The sequence below is a fragment of the Mesorhizobium sp. BH1-1-4 genome, assembly GCF_020165665.1.
Taxonomy (GTDB): domain Bacteria; phylum Pseudomonadota; class Alphaproteobacteria; order Rhizobiales; family Rhizobiaceae; genus Mesorhizobium.
Window position 1 is genome coordinate 90,538 of the sequence record NZ_JAIUIN010000005.1, and the last position, 17,065, is coordinate 107,602.

General features: G+C 64.2%; 17 protein-coding genes. 12 read left to right on the plus strand and 5 right to left on the minus strand.

From position 1 onward, the window contains the following. Positions 1-182: 182 nt before the first annotated feature. Positions 183-1,172, plus strand: a complete 990-nt coding sequence (locus tag LB569_RS11640) for a sugar-binding protein (RefSeq protein ID WP_224692388.1) — start codon at positions 183-185, stop codon at positions 1,170-1,172. A 184-nt stretch (positions 1,173-1,356) separates the two neighbouring features. Then, on the plus strand, positions 1,357-2,139 hold the full coding sequence (locus tag LB569_RS11645) for a FadR/GntR family transcriptional regulator (protein WP_224692591.1): 783 nt from the start codon (positions 1,357-1,359) through the stop codon (positions 2,137-2,139). 14 nt (positions 2,140-2,153) lie between these two features. On the opposite strand, the gene LB569_RS11650 is transcribed toward LB569_RS11645, so the two are convergent. Then, positions 2,154-3,092: an NAD(P)-dependent oxidoreductase gene (locus tag LB569_RS11650; RefSeq protein ID WP_140702012.1), complete on the minus strand. Its 939-nt coding sequence runs from the start codon at positions 3,090-3,092 to the stop codon at positions 2,154-2,156. 118 nt (positions 3,093-3,210) lie between these two features. Here LB569_RS11650 and LB569_RS11655 point away from each other — a divergent pair, with 118 nt between their 5' ends. From LB569_RS11655 to LB569_RS11665, 3 genes are all read left to right on the plus strand, one after another. After that, positions 3,211-4,107, plus strand: coding sequence for an NAD-dependent epimerase/dehydratase family protein (locus tag LB569_RS11655; RefSeq protein ID WP_224692389.1), 897 nt, complete (start codon positions 3,211-3,213; stop codon positions 4,105-4,107). A 101-nt stretch (positions 4,108-4,208) separates the two neighbouring features. After that, positions 4,209-4,985, plus strand: a complete 777-nt coding sequence (locus tag LB569_RS11660; protein WP_140702010.1) for a FadR/GntR family transcriptional regulator — start codon at positions 4,209-4,211, stop codon at positions 4,983-4,985. 156 nt (positions 4,986-5,141) lie between these two features. Further along, on the plus strand, positions 5,142-5,585 hold the full coding sequence (locus tag LB569_RS11665; protein ID WP_224692390.1) for an SRPBCC family protein: 444 nt from the start codon (positions 5,142-5,144) through the stop codon (positions 5,583-5,585). Positions 5,586-5,626: 41 nt separating this feature from the next. Here the strand turns inward: LB569_RS11665 and LB569_RS11670 are convergent, their stop codons facing one another. Beyond that, positions 5,627-5,917, minus strand: coding sequence for a DUF3175 domain-containing protein (locus tag LB569_RS11670; RefSeq protein ID WP_181173553.1), 291 nt, complete (start codon positions 5,915-5,917; stop codon positions 5,627-5,629). Positions 5,918-6,086: 169 nt separating this feature from the next. On the opposite strand from LB569_RS11670, the gene LB569_RS11675 reads away from it, so the two are divergent. The 7 genes from LB569_RS11675 to LB569_RS11705 all read left to right on the plus strand — a co-directional run bounded on the left by LB569_RS11675 (position 6,087) and on the right by LB569_RS11705 (position 14,091). Further along, positions 6,087-7,316 (plus strand): MFS transporter, encoded by a 1,230-nt coding sequence (locus tag LB569_RS11675; protein WP_224692391.1) that lies wholly within the window; start codon positions 6,087-6,089, stop codon positions 7,314-7,316. Between the two features lie 158 nt (positions 7,317-7,474). After that, the gene (locus tag LB569_RS11680) at positions 7,475-8,503 is read left to right on the plus strand and encodes a LacI family DNA-binding transcriptional regulator (RefSeq protein ID WP_224692392.1); all 1,029 of its coding nucleotides are present in this window, start codon (positions 7,475-7,477) and stop codon (positions 8,501-8,503) included. 308 nt (positions 8,504-8,811) lie between these two features. Further along, on the plus strand, positions 8,812-9,939 hold the full coding sequence (locus LB569_RS11685) for a sugar ABC transporter substrate-binding protein (protein ID WP_140702005.1): 1,128 nt from the start codon (positions 8,812-8,814) through the stop codon (positions 9,937-9,939). Positions 9,940-10,014: 75 nt separating this feature from the next. Then, positions 10,015-11,562, plus strand: coding sequence for a sugar ABC transporter ATP-binding protein (locus LB569_RS11690; protein WP_224692393.1), 1,548 nt, complete (start codon positions 10,015-10,017; stop codon positions 11,560-11,562). Then, entirely contained in the window at positions 11,559-12,539 is a 981-nt protein-coding gene (locus tag LB569_RS11695; RefSeq protein WP_224692394.1) for an ABC transporter permease, read from the plus strand. Before LB569_RS11690 ends, LB569_RS11695 begins: the two co-directional genes overlap by 4 nt. Then, positions 12,536-13,540 carry an ABC transporter permease gene (locus LB569_RS11700; protein ID WP_224542150.1) on the plus strand — a complete coding sequence of 335 codons (1,005 nt, stop codon included), beginning with the start codon at positions 12,536-12,538 and terminating at the stop codon, positions 13,538-13,540. Before LB569_RS11695 ends, LB569_RS11700 begins: the two co-directional genes overlap by 4 nt. A 2-nt stretch (positions 13,541-13,542) precedes the next feature. Beyond that, positions 13,543-14,091 (plus strand): gluconokinase, encoded by a 549-nt coding sequence (locus LB569_RS11705; protein ID WP_224692395.1) that lies wholly within the window; start codon positions 13,543-13,545, stop codon positions 14,089-14,091. Here the strand turns inward: LB569_RS11705 and LB569_RS11710 are convergent. From LB569_RS11710 to LB569_RS11720, 3 genes are all read right to left on the minus strand, one after another. Beyond that, positions 14,086-15,240, minus strand: coding sequence for a hypothetical protein (locus tag LB569_RS11710; RefSeq protein ID WP_224692396.1), 1,155 nt, complete (start codon positions 15,238-15,240; stop codon positions 14,086-14,088). The two genes, LB569_RS11705 and LB569_RS11710, sit on opposite strands and share 6 nt — an antisense overlap. A 10-nt stretch (positions 15,241-15,250) precedes the next feature. Then, entirely contained in the window at positions 15,251-15,700 is a 450-nt protein-coding gene (locus LB569_RS11715) for an RrF2 family transcriptional regulator (RefSeq protein WP_140702000.1), read from the minus strand. 252 nt (positions 15,701-15,952) lie between these two features. Then, positions 15,953-16,936 carry a sulfate ABC transporter substrate-binding protein gene (locus tag LB569_RS11720; protein ID WP_224692397.1) on the minus strand — a complete coding sequence of 328 codons (984 nt, stop codon included), beginning with the start codon at positions 16,934-16,936 and terminating at the stop codon, positions 15,953-15,955. Positions 16,937-17,065: the final 129 nt, after the last annotated feature.

Consider the following 17,065-nt stretch of genomic DNA (forward strand, 5'->3'; position numbering starts at 1 on the left):
TTGCCGCGGAGGGACCGGTGGGAGGTTATCGGCCGTTACGGCACGTTGCCGGTCCGGCCGCATCTGAAAATGCTTACCGGCCTTGCCTGGCGGCACGAGCATTGGCTCTGCCATCTCGCATACGGGCGGTTTGTGTGTGTGGCGGGCACGCCGTGTCCGTCTGTTTTAAAGGGAGGATTGACATGAGGAAAACAGTATTGCTCGCCGCCGTCGCCGCCATGGCGCTGGGTGCCGGGCCGGCCTTGGCCAAGAAGCAGCTCGTCATCGTGGTGAAAGGTCTCGACAATCCGTTCTTCGAGGCCATCCACCAGGGCTGCGAGAAGTGGAACAAGGAAAACGCCAGCTCGGAATATGAATGCTTCTACACCGGTCCGGCGTCGACTTCCGACGAGGCCGGCGAGGCACAGATCGTCCAGGACATGCTGAGCAAGCCCGACACGGTGGCGATGGCGATTTCGCCGTCCAACGCGCCTTTGATCGCGCAGACGATCAAGAGCGCCAATCCGTCGATCCCGATCATGACCGTCGATGCCGACCTTGCCAAGGAAGACGCGGCCCTGCGCAAGACCTATCTCGGTACCGACAACTATCTGATGGGCAAGAAGATCGGCGAGTACATCAAGAAGGCCAAGCCGAATGGCGGCACGATCTGCACCATCGAGGGCAATCCGGCGGCCGACAACATCCTGCGCCGCGCGCAAGGCATGCGCGACGCGCTGACGGGCAAGGAAGGCCTCACGGCATTGGCCGGCGAGGGCGGCTGGACGGAAGTCGCCGGCTGTCCGGTGTTCACCAATGACGACGGCGCCAAGGGCGTGCAGGCGATGACCGACATCCTCGCCGCCAACCCCAAGCTCGATGCGTTCGGCATTATGGGTGGCTGGCCGCTGTTCGGCGCGCCGCAGCCCTACCGCGATCTGGTCGGACCGCTCAAGGACCGGCTGGCCAAGAACGACTTCGTCATCGGCGCCGCCGACACGATCGGCGACGAGGTGGCGATCGCCAGGGATGGCCTCGTCACCGCGCTGGTCGGCCAGCGGCCCTTCGAAATGGGCTACAAGGCGCCGACGGTGATGATCGACCTGATCGAAGGCAAGAAGGTCGACGATCCGGTGTTCACCGGCCTGGACGAATGCACCAAGGACACGGTCGATACCTGCATCCAGAAGTAATTTGCGATACCGGGGCGTCCTTTCCGGGCGCCCCGTCAACTCCCTCAGTGACAAGGACAGGCAGCATTGTCGGGGCAGAGGCTCCGGCTTGTCGGGCTCGTGCGTCTTGCCGTTCGGCATGGACAATGGCGGGCACGGACAATCCGGACGGCTTCCAGACAAGATCGCCGACGCCGGAACGAAGATGCCGGACGACAAGTCTAGAAAGCGATCCGCTGGGCTCGAAGCGCCGCCCAGCCCGCCCGCCGCTACTGTTCGCCGGCCTGAAATGGCGTGGAACCCCGGATCGAGCGTGCATGCCTCGCTGGCCGGTGAAATCGGCCTCCGGATCGTCCGTGGCGACTATCCGCCGGGTACCATCCTGCCCAATGAAGCCAAATGGTCGGAAACGTTCAACGTCAGCCGTTCGGCGGTGCGCGAGGCCATCAAGATGCTGATGGCCAAGAGCCTGCTTGCGTCGCGGCCCAAGATCGGCAGCTGGGTCGAGCCCAGGGAACGCTGGAACCTGCTCGACCGCGACGTGCTGGCCTGGTACGCGACCTCGCCCGACCGCGAAGTGTTCCTGCGCACCGTGCAGGAGTTCCGCCACATCATAGAACCGGAAGCGTCCGCCTTCGCCGCCATAAGGCGCAGCGGCGAGCAGATGGCGGAGATCAGCCAGGCCTGCCGCGAGATGGGAGAGGCGACGAACCTGCAGGAGCGCACGCGCGCCGACACACGCTTCCATCTCGCCATTCTCAGGGCCTCGGGCAACGACCTTCTGGTGCCGCTTGGTGTGCTGATCGAATCGGCGCTCGACCATCTCTTCGTCTTCGTTACGCGCGAGCACGGCGACCAGCGGCGCGCCCAGTCGCTGCACGAGGCGATCGAAAAGAACATCCGCCTGCAACGGCCGGCCGCCGCCAGGGCCGCGGTGCACAAATTGCTCGCCAATACCGACGAGGTCATTGAGCGGTCGCGGCGGTAAAGCCGTTCGAGCCCTCAGATCGTCTGCTTTTTGCCATCCTTCATCGGCATCAGATCGACGCCGTTCACCTTGGCGATATGCGTTGCCAGCATCGGCACGAACTGCTCGGCCGGACCGGTTGCGTGAGCGCCGGCGAAGGAGTTCTTGGTGGCGTTGCCGAGCGGGTTGGCAATGCCCGCCGCACCCGCCATCGATTCCAGATAGGTCAGGTCCTTGAAGGCATTGGCGATGGTGAATTTGTGGGCGTCGCGGTCACCTTCCAGCGTCCAGCGCATGAAGGTCTGGTAGAAGCCGCAATCCATGCGGCCGTTGCGGATGACGCTGTCGAAGCGCGGCGGCGAGATGCCGACCTTCTCGGCCAGCGCCAATGCCTCGGAATAGAGGGCGGCGTAGCCCAGCGAGATGAAATTGTTGAGCAGCTTCATGCGGTGGCCGTCGCCGGTGTCGCCGATATGGACGATGCGGCCGGCCCAGGTGTCGATCACCGGCTTGACCCTGGCGAAGACGGCGTCGGGCGCGCCGACCATGGCGTCGAGCGTGCCTTCCCAGGCCTCCTTCGGCGTGCGGCTGAGCGGCGCGTCGACATAGTCGACGCCGAGCGCCTTGAGTTCTGCCGCGAGCGCCACCGTCGAGACCGGATCCGAGGTCGAGCAGTCGACGACGACCGAACCCTTCCTCAAGCCCTCCTTGAGGCCGCCGGGGCCGCGAATGATGGCCTCCACCTCGCGCGAGCCGGTGACACAGATGAAGATGATATCCGATGCCGCCGCCACGTCGCGGGAAGTCGGTGCCTCGCGAGCGCCCCGGCCCAGAAGATCCTCCGCCGGTTTGCGGTTCTTGCGGCCGAGGAAGGTGAGGGAATAGCCCTTGTCGACGATGTTCTTGGCGATGCCGTGACCCATCAGGCCAAGGCCGACAAAGCCGATTGTCTCGCTGGTGGCGGAGGTGTTCATGCTGTCTGTCCTGTTTGCGATTATCGATAATGTCGCCGCTGTTTTAGCCATAGACGGTTGCGGAAAGCAATATTGTCTGACAATAGACGTAAATCCCAGGACTTTCGTGGAGACCACAATGACGAAGCGGATCATGTTCACCGGCGGCAGCGGCAAGGCTGGGCGGCACGTCGTGCAATATCTGGTGGAGCAGGGTTGCCAGGTGCTCAACATCGACACCAGGCCGCTCGACAATCCCAAGGTGCGCACTCTGATCACCGACATCACCGACAGCGGCCAGGTGTTCAACGCGCTGTCGAGCTATATGGGCCTGCACGAATTCGATCCGTCGCTGCGGCCGCAGCCGGTGGACGCCGTGGTGCATTTCGCCGCCATTCCACGCATCATGATCACGCCCGACAATGAGGTGTTCCGCATCAATGCGATGGGCACCTACAACGTCATCGAGGCCGCGGTGAAGCTCGGCATCCGCAAGGTGATCATCGCTTCAAGCGAGACGACCTACGGCCTGGTGTTCGCCAACGAGCCGCGCGATCCCGAATATTTCCCGTTGGACGAGGCGTATGACGTCGATCCGATGGACAGTTATGCGCTGTCCAAGGTCGTCAACGAGAAGACCGCGCGGGCATTCGCGCAGCGCAATGGCACCGATATCTATGCCTTGCGCATCGGCAACGTCATCGAGCCGCATGAGTATTCGCTGTTTCCGAAATGGTTCGCCGACCCGGGGTTTCGCAAACGGATCGCCTGGAGCTACATCGACGCGCGCGACCTTGGCCAGATCACGCTGCGCGCCGTCGAGAAGGACGGGCTGGGCTATCAGGTGTTCAACGCCACCAATGACGACACCTCGTCCGATCTGCCGACCGCTGAACTGTTGAAGCGGTTCTATCCAGGCGTGCCGGTCAAGGCCGATCTCGGTGAATACGAGACGCTGCTGTCGAACCGCAAGGCGCGCGACATGCTCGGTTTCCGGCCGGAGCACAGCTGGCGCAAATACGTCAAGACCGCCTGAGCGCGGTCGAATCGCGGCTGGGTTGTGCATAGCCCAGGGCTTTGCCGCCCAAGGTCCGCGCCGCGCTTGACAGCTTCCTTAAACCGGCCTCTCTGGAGTCCATGCGGGACGCGAAGCCGAACAAGGAAAAATCGCCTGGAAAGGCTGGGGCCGCCGAGCGCCAGGCCGGTGTTCGCCGGCCCGACGCGGCGCGCATTCCCGGCTCCAGCGTGCACACCTCGCTGGCCAGCGAGATTGGACTGAGGATCGTGCGCGGCGACTATCCGCCCGGCACCATCCTGCCCAATGAAGCCAAATGGTCGGAGACCTTCAGCGTCAGCCGATCGGCGGTGCGCGAGGCGATCAAGATGCTGATGGCCAAGAGCCTGTTGGCATCGCGCCCCAAGATCGGCAGCTGGGTCGAGCCGAAGGAGCGCTGGAACCTGCTCGATCGCGATGTGCTGGCCTGGTACGCGACGTCGCCCGACCGAGAGGTGTTCCTGAAGACGGTGCAGGAGTTCCGCCACATCATCGAGCCGGAAGCGACCGCCTTCGCCGCCATGCGGCGGACCGACGAGCAGATGGCGGAGATCAGCGAGGCCTGCCGGGAGATGGGCGAGGCGAAAAGCTTGCAGGAACGGACCCGCGCCGACACCCGCTTCCATCTCGCAATCCTGCGTGCTTCCGGCAATGACCTGCTGGTGCCGCTCGGCGTGCTGATCGAGTCCGCCTTCGATCACCTGTTTGCCTACACGACCCGCGAACTCGACGATTTGCAGCTCGCTCAGAAGATGCACGAGGCAATCGAAAAGAACATCCGCCTGCAGCGGCCGGACGCGGCGCGCAATGCCGTGCGCAAGCTCTTGGCCAATACCGACAACGTCATCCGTTCCCGATAGATTTCCGCGACACGGCCATTCGGCGCTGGTGTTCCCGCCCTGCGGGCTCGACGCAATTCGGGCCGTCACCGTCAAAAAATTCAAACGCGGGTGTCGGATCGGCCGTGTGGCACGCGTCCTTGGGATATCGAAGAGGAACCACGAAGGAGTATCGACATGCCCAGCACCGTTCGTCTGCATCGCGTTCTGACCACCAGCCCGGAGAAGGTCTACCGCGCGTTTCTCGAAGCCGACGCCCTTGCCAAATGGCTTCCGCCGAACGGCTTCACCTGCACGGTTCATCATTTCGAGGGCAAGGTCGGCGGCACGTTCAAGATGTCGTTCCGCAACTTCACCACGGGCGACAGCCACTCGTTCGGCGGCGAATATGTCGAGCTCGTTCCAGGAGAACTCCTGCGCTACACCGACAGGTTCGACGATCCCAATTTGCCCGGCGAGATCGAGGTGACCGTGACGTTGAAGAAAGTGTCGGTGGGCACCGAAGTGAACATCATCCAGGCCGGCATTCCGGACCTCATTCCCGCGGAAGCCTGCTATCTCGGCTGGCAGGAATCGTTGCGCAACCTGGCCAAGCTCGTCGAACCAGAAATCAAGCAATAGGGCGCCCTGTTCCCTCAGGAGCCATTGGCGGGCGAGGGCGGCTAATCCTCCTTTGGCCGCCCGAATGCTTCGCGCAGTTCGTCCTTGGCGTCCTCGAGGACCTTCTTGCGCGCCGCGGGCAGGTTCTTGCCGGCCCGGTTGATGTAGAAATTCAGCATCGACATGGCGGACTGGAACGGCTCGGCCTTGCGGCGGTGGCTGTGTTCCGCCGATCGCTTGAGCGAGGCGGCGATCTTCCTGGCGTCGTCGGATTCGAAGACGTGCTCCTCTAGATCCATCGCATCGCTGTGCTCGGTCACCTCGGCCGACCATTTCTGCTTGGTGGCGGTCATGGCTGGACTCCTTTGCGGTTGTTGATTGGAAACTCCGCATATTGGGGTCGGTTCCCGCATCCTTGTCGGCCTGGAGCCACGGAATTGCCCGCCGTGGCGCTGCTGTGCGCCGAGAATGCGTCGATAGTGGCCAAAACAGCAGCGGTTGAAGCCGCCGAAGGAAACGCCTTTGTCACGAACCGACTTGAGCCGGCCCGGCCCCGGTATCGACAGTTCCTACGCCTGGATGCGCCTGGCCATCTCGATGCTGCTGGCGACGATCGGCGCCGTCGGCATGTGGGCCGTCGTCGTGGTGCTGCCGGCGGTCCAGGCCGAGTTCGGCGTCGACCGCGCCGCCGCATCCATGCCCTACACCGCGACCATGGTGGGCTTTGCCGCCGGCAATGTGCTGGTCGGCCGCGCCATCGACCGCATGGGCTACTGGGTCCCGGCGCTGATCTCTTCGGTCGCGCTCTCCGCCGGCCTGCTGCTCGCCGCCCTTTCGACATCGATCCTGCAATTCACTCTTGCCCAGGGCGTGCTGATCGGTGTCGGCACATCGGTGATCTTCGGGCCGCTGATCGCCGACATCTCGCACTGGTTCAACCGCCGCCGCGGCGTCGCCGTCACGGCGGCGGCCGCGGGCAACTATCTTGCCGGCGCGATCTGGCCGACCATCATGCCAACGCTGATGAAGGCGGAAGGCTGGCGCTTCACCTATGCGGCCATCGGCGTCTTCTGCCTGGTCACCATGGTGCCGCTGGTGCTTTTGCTGCGGCGGGGCGCGCCAGCGGCGGCGGCCGCCGGCTCGCCCGGGAGCAGGTCCGTGCAGCCGATGCCGATGTCTCCGGCGGCAATGCAGGCGCTGCTGGTCGTTGCCGGCCTCGGCTGCTGCGTGGCGATGTCGATGCCGCAAGTGCATATCGTCGCCTATTGCATGGATCTGGGCTACGGCATGGCGCATGGCGCCGACATGCTGTCGATCATGATGGCGGCGGGCGTCGTCAGCCGGCTTGCGTCGGGCTTTGTCGCCGACCGCATCGGCGGTGTCAAAACCTTGCTTATCGGCTCCGTGCTGCAATGCCTGTCACTGCTGTTCTATATCCCGTTCGACGGGCTCGCCTCGCTCTATGTCGTGTCGCTGGTCTTCGGCCTGTCGCAGGGCGGCATCGTGCCTTGCTACGCGATCATCGTGCGCGAATACCTGCCCGCCAAGGAGGCCGGCCAGCGCATCGGCATCGTCATGATGGCGACGATTTTCGGCATGGCGATCGGCGGCTGGATGTCGGGCTGGATCTACGACCTGACGGGCTCGTATGCCGCCGCGTTCCTCAACGGCATCGCCTGGAACCTCTTGAACATACTGGCGATCGGGCTGTTTATGTGGAAGGCAAGGCAGAGCGCTGCCGTCGCTGCCTGAAGAAGGCCAGGCACTGCCTCGGTGGCTCGCCTTGACAACAGGCAGTCACTGCGCGACGCCAGGGGCCGATGGGTGCGGCAACAGGCCGGTGAGATGGCGACAGCTGGAAAGATCGCATTGCGGAAGCGCTTCGATGGCCATGCGCATGGACCAAGGCCTTGATCAAGCCGCGCTCGCGCCGGGGTGGCGGCCGCCCGACCCTGTCGGATGTGGCGCGCAAGGCCGGCGTCGGCGCCATCACCGTTTCACGCGCGCTGCGCGACCCGGGGCGCGTTTCAGAGGAACTGCGCCGTCAGATCCAGGCTGCCGTCGACGAGCTCGGCTATGTGCCGGACCCCAATGCGCGAGCGTTGGCCTCGGCGCGGGCGGAAGTGTTCGGCGTGCTGGTGCCGTCGCTGACCAACAACGTCTTCGCCGAGGTGGTGCGCGGCATCTATGACAGCCTGTCGGACAGCCCGTTCCGCATCCAGCTCGGCAACACGCACTATTCCGGACTTGAGGAAGAGCGCCTGCTGCAGCTGTTTGGCTCCCAGCGGCCGGCAGCGCTGATCGTTGCCGGCATCGACCAGACGCCCACCTCGCGAAAACTGTTGGAGAATGCCGGTTGCCCGGTGGTCCAGGTGATGGAGACCGGGCCCGAGCCCGTCGACATGATGGTCGGCTTCTCGCATCTCGACGGCGGCAGGACTGCCACCGAGCACTTGATCGAGGCGGGGTATCGCCGGATCGGTTTCATCGGTGCGCGCATGGACCCGCGCTCGCAACGGCGCCTCGCCGGCTACCGGGTGGCGATGGAGAAGGCCGGCCTTTCGGACCCGCGCCTGATCACCACCACGCCGGTGCTTTCCAGCGTGCCGCTTGGCCGCGAGCTGTTCCGCGATGCCCTGGCCAAGATGCCGACGCTGGACGGCGTGTTCTGCAACAATGACGACATCGCGCTCGGCGTGCTGTTCGAATGCCATCGCGCCTCGATCGACGTGCCGAAGACCATTGGCATTGTCGGCTTCAACGATCTCGACATGATGCAGGTGGCCTTTCCCTCGATCACCAGCATCCGCACTCATCGCTATGAAATCGGCAGGCGCGCGGTGGCCATGGCGCTGGCGGCGATCGCCGGTAATCGGCCGCGGGAGCGTGTCGTCGACCTCGGCTTCGAGCTCAAGCGCCGCGAGAGCACGGCACGTTGAACACGGTTTCGAGAACACCCGCGAATGGCGCTTTACACTGCGTCATGGTAGCGCTACCATTTTTCCTTGGGAGGCTTTGTCACCGAAATGGTGAACTTGTTTATTATACATAAGCAACAGCTCATGCTTGTTTATTATGTATAATATGATAGCTTTTCCCCGACCGAAGGAGCCTGCAAGGGGAGGGATTCAGGAAGGTCTTCGGCATCAGGCAGGCCTGACCGCGCAAGGGGGAAGGTGTCAGCCGGAAGCTCGAAATTGCATAAAACTGAACCGACAAATCGGAACTGCAATCGGGAGGATTATCGATGATCAAGTCACTTGTCGGTGGCATCGTTGCCGCCAGCGCCTTCGTCATGCTCAACTCGGCCGCCATGGCCGCCGGCCCGGAGATCGTCTCCGGTCCCGCCGCCCAGGCCGACTGCTTCGCGCCCTGGAGTGCGGACACCAAGTTCTTCAAATTCCCCAAGAAGGAAGGCCCGTACCGCATCGCCTTCGCCAATGGCTATATCGCCAACACCTGGCGCATCCAGATGGTGCAGACGGCCAAGGCCTATGCGTCGCAGCCCGACGTGAAGGCAAAGATCAAGGAATTCAAGGTCGTCTCGACCGGCGAGGACGTGCCGGCGCAGATCTCCGCGATCAACAACTTCATCGATTCAGGCTATGACGCCATCGTCACCGATGCGCAGAACCCGACCGCCTTCGGTCCGGTCATCAAGCGCGCCAAGGAAGCCGGGATCGTGCTGGTCGCCTTCGACAACATCCTCGATACCAAGGACGCCATCAACGTCAATGTCGACCAGAAGGGACTTGGCGAATTGTGGGCCAAATGGCTGGTCGAGAAGATCCCGAACGGCGGCAAGATCCTGGAAGTGCGCGGCGTCGCCGGCACCTCCGTCGACACCGATCGCCACAACGGCATCCATGAGGTGTTCGACGCCTCGGGCAAGAAGTGGGACGTGACCGAAGTCGCCGGCAAGTGGGATGACGGCGTGGCGCAGAAAGTGACCGCCGATGCGATCGCCACCAACGGTCCGTTCGACGGCATCACCGGCCAGGGCGGCGACACCGGCATCGTGCAGGCGATGATGGACGCCAAGCATCCGTTCGTGCCGTTCGGCGGCGAGACCGAAAACGGCTTCCGCAAGTTCTGCGCGGCGCATTCGGCCGATGGCCTGAAATGCACCTCCGCCGGCTCGGGCCCGGCCCAGGTCGCCGTCGCCATCAAGACGGCGATCGCGGCACTTGAAGGCGAGGTGGTGCCGCAGGAGGTGAAGCTGCCTCTGGCCGTCGCCACGGATCCGGATATGAAGGAAGGCACGGATTACTTCCCCAAGGAGTCCGACAATTTCTTCGTCGGCAACTCCTTCCCGACCTGCGGCATCAATTTCAGCGCCCAGGAAATCATGGGGCAGACCAAGGAAAACCAGTAGTCGCTTCTATCGTCTGGCGCCGTGGCCTGGTCCGCGGCGTCAGCCTGCAATCCCACAATCACCCTGGGAGGGTTGATGGACGGTGCGGCTCCACTCTTTCGCATGGAAGGCATTTCCAAGCGCTATGGCGGCGTGCGGGCGCTGGAAAAGGCCGAACTGACCGTCGAGGCCGGCAGCATCCATGCCATTCTCGGAGAAAACGGCGCCGGCAAGTCGACGCTGATCAAGGTCATGGCCGGTGTCGTGGCGCCCGACGAGGGCCACATGATGCTGGACGGGCGCGAGGTGACCTTCGCGTCGCCGGGCGGGGCGAACAAGGCCGGCATCGTCTGCATCTTCCAGGAACTGTCGCTGATCCCCGAACTCAGCGTCGCCGACAACATCGTCATTTCGGATCCGCCCAAACGCTTCGGCATGATCGACCGCAGGGCGCAGCGGCGCATCGCGGAGGACGCGCTGGCCCGCGCGGGTGCCGGCGACATCCATCCGCTGGCGCTGGTCAAGGACCTGCCGCTGTCGCGGCGGCAGATGGTCGAGATCGCCAAGGCCCTGGCGCGTAAGCCGCGCATCCTCATTCTCGACGAGGCGACATCGGCGCTGACGGCGGCGGACGTTTCGAAGATCTTCGGCGTGCTGAAGCGGCTGCGCTCGGAAGGGCTGGCGCTGCTCTACATCTCGCACCGCATGAACGAGATCGCCGAACTCGCCGATCAGTGCACCGTGTTCCGCAATGGCCGCAATGTCGCCAGCTACAAGGCCGGCTCGAAGAGCGACAACGAGGTGGTCGAACTGATGATCGGCCGCGAGTACAGCCATATCTTTCCGCCCAAGCCGCCGGCGGCAGCGGCCAGTGCCGCTCCCAGGCTCGAGGCGCGCAGGCTGTCCTGGGCCGACCGGCTGCACGACATCTCGCTGACCGTCAGGGCGGGCGAGGTGGTCGGCCTCGGCGGGCTCGATGGCCAGGGCCAGCGCGAATTGCTGCTTGCTTTCTTCGGCGTGCTGCGCGGCCTTTCCGGCGAGGTGCTGATCGACGGCAAGCCGGTGACGATCACCAGCCCTGCGGCCGCCCGCGAGGATGGCATCGGCATGGCGCTCATCCCGGAGGACCGCAAGACCGAAGGCCTGATGCTGCCGATGACGGTGCGCGAAAACCTGTCCTTTGCCGCGCTCGACCGGCTGTCGAAAGGCGGCATCATCGACCGTGCCGCCGAACAACGGCTGATCGACGACATGGTCGGCCTGCTGGCGATCAAGACGGCGGGTCTCGATATCCCGGTCGGCGCGCTGTCGGGCGGCAACCAGCAGAAGGTGGTGATCGCCAAATGGCTGATGCGCCAGCCGCGCATCATCCTGCTCAACGATCCGACGCGCGGCATCGATGTCGGCACCAAGCAGGAAATCTACCAGCTGATGCGCAAGCTGGCGGACGCCGGCGCGGCGATCCTGTTCTATTCGACGGATTATGACGAGCTGATCGGCTGCTGCGACCGCGTGCTGGTGCTCTATGACGGCGCGGTTAAGCGCGAACTGGTCGGCGCCGAGATCACCGAGCGGGCGCTGATATCGAGCGCGCTCAACATCCATGGCGATGAGAGCCCGGTGGGCCTGGGAGCAAGCCTGTGAAAGATTGGCGCTACTGGCTGGCCGAGCAGCGCGGAACGCTGCTGGCGCTCGGCATCTTCATCGTCATGTTCGTCATCTACACGTCGAACCATCCGGCGGGTTTCACCGCCAATGTCGTGCAGACGGCCGCGAACAAGGGCGTGCTGCTTGCCTTCGTCGCCATGGCGCAGACGCTGGTCGTGATAACCTCCGGCATCGACCTGTCGGTCGGCATGATCTTCCTGCTCACCAACTGCCTGGCCTCCTGGCTGGTGGTGGGCACGCCGATGCAGACCACGCTCGGCGTCATCACCGTGCTGGCGGCGGGCCTTCTGTGCGGCGCCATCAACGGCGCCATCGTCATCTATGGACGGCTGCAGCCGATCGTCGCCACCATTGCCACCGGGGCCGTCTATTACGGCATCGGGCTTCTGCTGCGGCCGTTTCCGGGCGGTTCGGTCAATGAGGATCTTGCCGATGCGCTGACCGGCCGCGTGTTCGGCTTTGTCCCGGCGAGCCTGGTGGTGCTGCTCGCCATCGTGCTGGTGATCTGGGTGCCATTCAGCCGCTCGGTCCTTGGCCGCGCGGCCTACGCGGCGGGCTCTTCGGAAACGGCGGCCTATATGTCCGGCGTGCCGATAAGGCGCGGCAAGTTCGCCGCCTACACGCTGGCCGGGCTGCTGGCGGCGATCGGCGGGCTGTTCCTCACCTTCTTCACCTATACGGGCGAGGCTGCCTATGCCAGCGGCAACTCCTACACGCTGTTCTCGATCGCGGCGGTCGTGCTGGGTGGTGTGTCGCTGTTCGGCGGCAAGGGCAGCGCCATCGGTGCGATCTTCGGCGCGCTCGCCTTCCGCACCATCGGCGATCTGTTGTTCGTGTTCGATTTCGACCCGCTCTGGCAGCCGCTGTTCCAGGGCGTTATCCTGCTGGTCGCCGTCAGCCTCGGCGCGTTCGCTTTGTTTCGGGTCCGCAACCGGCTGGAGTGGTTCCTGTGAGCGAGACGACGCCGATGGTTGGGAAGAGCGACAGCGGCATTGCCGGGCGCATGCCGAAATTCATCCGCCGCGCCGATCCGGCGGTGCTGACGGCCTTTGCCTGCATCGTGGTGCTGCTGTTGGTCGGCAGCCTCTATTCGCGCAGCTTCTTGTCGCCTGAATATCTCTTGCAGCAGCTCAAGGTGGCCTCGTTCCTCGGCGTCATCGCCACCGGCATGATGCTGGTCATCCTGCTCGGCCAGATCGACCTGTCGGTGCCGTGGTCGGTGGCGGCGGGCGCGATGATGGCCTGTGCGGCGGCCGCCTATGGTCCGGCGGGCGTGGCGCTGGCCATTCCGTTCGGCATTTTCTGCGGTGTGCTGATCGGCGTCGTCAACGGCATCGGCGTCGCCTATCTGCGCATCCCCTCGATGATCATCACGCTGGCCACCAACGCCGTCGCGCAAGGGCTGATGGTGGTCTACACCGGCGGCTTCTCGCCACAGGATTCGGCCACCGGCGCCATGCGCTATCTGGCCACCGGCTTCACCATTCCGGGCGTTCCCAACGCGGTCATCATCTGGGCGCTGATCGGGGCCGCGATGGTGTTCGTGCTGACCCGCAGCGGTTTTGGCCGCGCGGTCTATGGCATCGGCAACCGCGAGCGCGCCGCCTATCTCTCCGGCGTCGACACGCGGCGCGTGGTGATGATCGCCTTCGCCGTGTCCGGCGGTCTCTCCGCCTTCGGCGGCGTGCTGCTGGCCGGCTACGCCTCCAAGGCGGCGCAATCGATGGGCGACGCCTACCTGCTGCCGTCGATCGCAGCCGTCGTGCTCGGCGGCACCTCGATCCTGGGCGGGCGCGGCTCCTATCTCGGCACGGTTGCCGGCGTGATCCTGATCACGCTGCTGCAATCCATCCTGTCGGTCATGCAGATGCCGGAGGCGGGGCGGCAGATCATCTATGGCGTCGTCATCGTCGCCATGCTGCTGCTTTACGGCCGCGCGCCGGCGAGCCGCTGACCATGGACGAAAAGGCAGCGCGGGCGCCGGCTGGCGCTCCCGGCTCGGTGCCTCCGGCCATCGTGGTGATGGGCGTCGCCGGCTGCGGCAAGTCAGCCGTCGGTATCGCGCTGGCCGCCGCGCTGGGCGCCCTCTTCATCGAGGGCGACAGGCTGCATCCACCCGAAAACGTCGCCCGCATGGCACGTGGCGAGCCGCTCACCGACCAGTTGCGCGAAGGCTGGCTCGATGCGATCGGCAAGCAGATCGCGGCGTCGGCCGGCAAGGTGCAAGGCGTGGTCGCCGCCTGCTCGGCGCTGAAGCGCGGCTATCGCCAGCGCCTGCGCGGCTTTTGCCCTGACATCGTCTTCCTCTATCTGGAGATCGATCCGGCCACCGCGCGGCGGCGCGTCGGCAACCGCAAGGGCCATTTCATGCCGGCAAGCCTGGTCGACAGCCAGTTCGCCATCCTGGAGCCGCCGGAGGCCGATGAACGGGCGTTGACGCTCGACGCGACGCGGCCGGTCGACGAACTCGTCGCCGACGCAATGCGCTCGATGCGCTGGTCATGAGCCTTCTTCAGCACCGATGCCGATACTGTCCTGAGCTTCCGTCAACCGCTCATGGCGTGACCAGGACATCATCTGCTCGGGGCACTGTTTCAGCGCTTGCATCAGGCGGTCGCGTTTGAGCAGGGCGTAGCGCGCCTGCAGGGCTATGTTCTTGGCCCCGTTCTTGGCTCCGTCCCTGGTCGTGTCCACTGCCGTGACCGCTGGCACAAGTTCGGGGCTCAGGACGGCCCGGTATTGCCGGAACGGCACCATCTCGAAGGTCGACATGGCAAACAGGGCCGTCTTGCCTCGGGCGGCGAAGTTTGCCGGTGCCGAGGCAAGGTGCGTCCAGCCGCTTTCGCCAAGAGCGGTTTCGGTGAAGGTAGAGCCGGCGTGGATGGTGTTGGTCATCATCACGACGCCGTTCTGCTTCAGCATCTTCTGGATGCGGATGGTGACCTGATAGGCGTCGTCGCGGTCGAAGACGATCCGGCTTTTCAGGAACCGGTTCTCGACATGGACCATTGGCGGGTTGAGGAAGCGCAGGCCGAAAGCCGTCTCGGACATGCCATGCGTGTCGACGCTGACCTGATGCGCCTCGATGCCGGCCTCGTATATGGCGCGCTTGCCGATCATCGTCTGGGCGGTGAACTGATCGCACCACAGGATCGCGCCATGGCCGCGCTGCAAGGCGGCCTGCAAACCGTCGAGCCCTTCCAACCGGATCGTCGGCGCCCAGCGGCGGGCGACCAGATGCGCGGCAAGCTGCATGCGGCGGCGATGGCGCGCCGCGAGCAATGCCTCGAACAGCTTGCGCGCATCGATGCCGTCGCCGAGCACCGCCCGCGTCGCGGCGGCATAGCCTGGAAATTCCTTGCGCATATGGCGCTTCAGACGAAACCTGGACGCCCAACCGCAGATCGGCGCCCACCAGCGCACCGGCAACGCCGCCGCGACCGCGAGATAGAAGAGGGCAACCAGGCTTTCGCGGAGATCCCTGGTGGAGAACCGGCGCAGCCTGCCGGGATTGACCACCTTGCGGCTGAAGAAGCGCACGTCCTCGGCATCTTCGGGGACAAAGACGTCAGCGATGATCTCGGTGCGAAAGCTGGCTGCCGATGGCTGCTTGCGGGCGGCTTTTCGGGATTTCGTAAATCTCGACAGCCTCATTCATCCGGCTCTAGATCTGGGACGTCAACTCGACCGGAAAATCGTCATTGTCGGCATCGCGCATGGCGGCGAGGCTGCGGTTGTCCAGCACTTCGGCGATCGCCTGGCGCACCTCGAGCATCATGTGACGGACCTGGCAGGTCGCTTCGTCGCAATCCTCGCAGCGCTGGTATTGCGTGCGGCTGGCGCAAGGTATCGGTGCCAGCGGACCGTCGAGCACCCGCACGACATGGCCGATCTTGATCTCCGAGGCGGGGCGGGCGAGGCGATAGCCACCTTCCTTGCCCTTGCGGCTCTGGACGAAGCCGGCGTTGCGCAATTCGCCGAGGATCGCATCGAGGAATTTCTTCGGGATATTATTGGCGACGGCGATGCCGTTGACGAAGGCCAATTGGCCAACCGGAAGATTGGAAAGATGCACGAGGGCCTTGAGGCCGTATTTGCCTTTTTTCGTCAGCATGCCCTGATCAACCCGTTTAAGCCCCAACCACTCCGCATCTGGCGGCTGTTTGTGTGCAAATGATGACGGTCTTGCGTTGGCACGCCGCCGTTTCGCGAAAAACAAGCCACCCGAAGGCATGGTAGGCACAAACGCGTTGATTCTTTGTAACGTTTTGCACGAGGGGCGCTGGATTTGCCGTATCGGCCTGCATAAACGAGGAAAGCCGGCCGGGGCCGGCTTTCCTGATCTTCCTATCGGGCCGCGGAGACTTCAGCGGCTGCCATAAGCCTGGTCTAGCAGGCCGCCGGCGGCGAAATGCTCTTTTTGGACTTTGTCCCAGCCACCGAAGACGTCTTCCACCGTCAGCAGGCGCACATCGGGAAAATCCGCCTTGTATTTGGCGGCGACAGCCGCGTCGCGTGCGCGCAGGCCGTTCTCGGCGGCGATGCCCTGGCCCTCGGCTGTATAGAGGAAGTCGAGATAGCTCCTGGCCAGATCGCGCGTGCCGTGCTCGTCGGCGACCTTGTCGACGATCGCCACCGGGAATTCCGCCAGAAGGCTGACCGAAGGCGTGACCTGCTCGAACTTGTCGTCGCCATATTCCTTGCGGATGCCGCGCGTCTCGGATTCGAAGGTGATCAGCACATCGCCGATCTCGCGCTGCACGAAGGTGGTGGTCGCGGCGCGGCCGCCGGTGTCGAAGATCGGCACGTTGTTGAACAGCTTGGTGATGAATTCCTTCACCTTGGCGTCGTCGCCCTTGAAGGCTTCCTTGGCGTAGGCGGTGGCCGCCAGGTAGGTGTAGCGCGCATTGCCCGAGGTTTTCGGGTTGGGGAAAATCACCTGCACGTCGTCGCGCACCAGATCGTTCCAGTCCTTGATGTGCTTGGGGTTGCCAGCGCGCACGAGGAAGGAGGGCAGCGAATAGAACGGCGACGCGCTGTCGGGAAAATCCTTCTGCCAGTCAGCGGAAACGAGACCCTTCTTGACCAGGAAATCGACGTCGGTGACCTGGTTGAAGGTGACGACATCGGCGCCGAGGCCTTCGGCGATGGCACGCGCCTGCGCCGAAGTGCCGGCATGCGACTGGTCGATGGTGACGCCGGGATGCCCCGATATGAAGGCCTTGTTGACCTGCACGAACAGTTCGCGGCCGACGTCATAGGAAGCGTTCAGCAGCTTGTCGGCCGACCAGGCTTGGGAGGATGCGAGGAGGAGACCGGCGGCGGCAACGCCCAGGAAAAATCGCTTCATGAAAAGGCTCCGGATGCAATGCTTTAGTGTTCCAGCATAACCATGGGACGGCATGCTGGGCGAGGCACGCGCCACGGTTGCGCGTGCGGTCGTGAGAAAAGACATCGTTGCAAGGGCCTTGTCATTAGA

What these genes read in the sequence shown, in the direction of transcription:
- LB569_RS11640 (WP_224692388.1), top strand. Translation starts at nt 183, where the DNA reads ATGAGGAAAACAGTATTGCTCGCCGCCGTCGCCGCCATGGCGCTGGGT.
- LB569_RS11645 (WP_224692591.1), top strand. Translation starts at nt 1,357, where the DNA reads ATGCCGGACGACAAGTCTAGAAAGCGATCCGCTGGGCTCGAAGCGCCG.
- LB569_RS11650 (WP_140702012.1), bottom strand. Translation starts at nt 3,092, where the DNA reads ATGAACACCTCCGCCACCAGCGAGACAATCGGCTTTGTCGGCCTTGGC.
- LB569_RS11655 (WP_224692389.1), top strand. Translation starts at nt 3,211, where the DNA reads ATGACGAAGCGGATCATGTTCACCGGCGGCAGCGGCAAGGCTGGGCGG.
- LB569_RS11660 (WP_140702010.1), top strand. Translation starts at nt 4,209, where the DNA reads ATGCGGGACGCGAAGCCGAACAAGGAAAAATCGCCTGGAAAGGCTGGG.
- LB569_RS11665 (WP_224692390.1), top strand. Translation starts at nt 5,142, where the DNA reads ATGCCCAGCACCGTTCGTCTGCATCGCGTTCTGACCACCAGCCCGGAG.
- LB569_RS11670 (WP_181173553.1), bottom strand. Translation starts at nt 5,917, where the DNA reads ATGACCGCCACCAAGCAGAAATGGTCGGCCGAGGTGACCGAGCACAGC.
- LB569_RS11685 (WP_140702005.1), top strand. Translation starts at nt 8,812, where the DNA reads ATGATCAAGTCACTTGTCGGTGGCATCGTTGCCGCCAGCGCCTTCGTC.
- LB569_RS11690 (WP_224692393.1), top strand. Translation starts at nt 10,015, where the DNA reads ATGGACGGTGCGGCTCCACTCTTTCGCATGGAAGGCATTTCCAAGCGC.
- LB569_RS11705 (WP_224692395.1), top strand. Translation starts at nt 13,543, where the DNA reads ATGGACGAAAAGGCAGCGCGGGCGCCGGCTGGCGCTCCCGGCTCGGTG.
- LB569_RS11710 (WP_224692396.1), bottom strand. Translation starts at nt 15,240, where the DNA reads ATGAGGCTGTCGAGATTTACGAAATCCCGAAAAGCCGCCCGCAAGCAG.
- LB569_RS11715 (WP_140702000.1), bottom strand. Translation starts at nt 15,700, where the DNA reads ATGCTGACGAAAAAAGGCAAATACGGCCTCAAGGCCCTCGTGCATCTT.
- LB569_RS11720 (WP_224692397.1), bottom strand. Translation starts at nt 16,936, where the DNA reads ATGAAGCGATTTTTCCTGGGCGTTGCCGCCGCCGGTCTCCTCCTCGCA.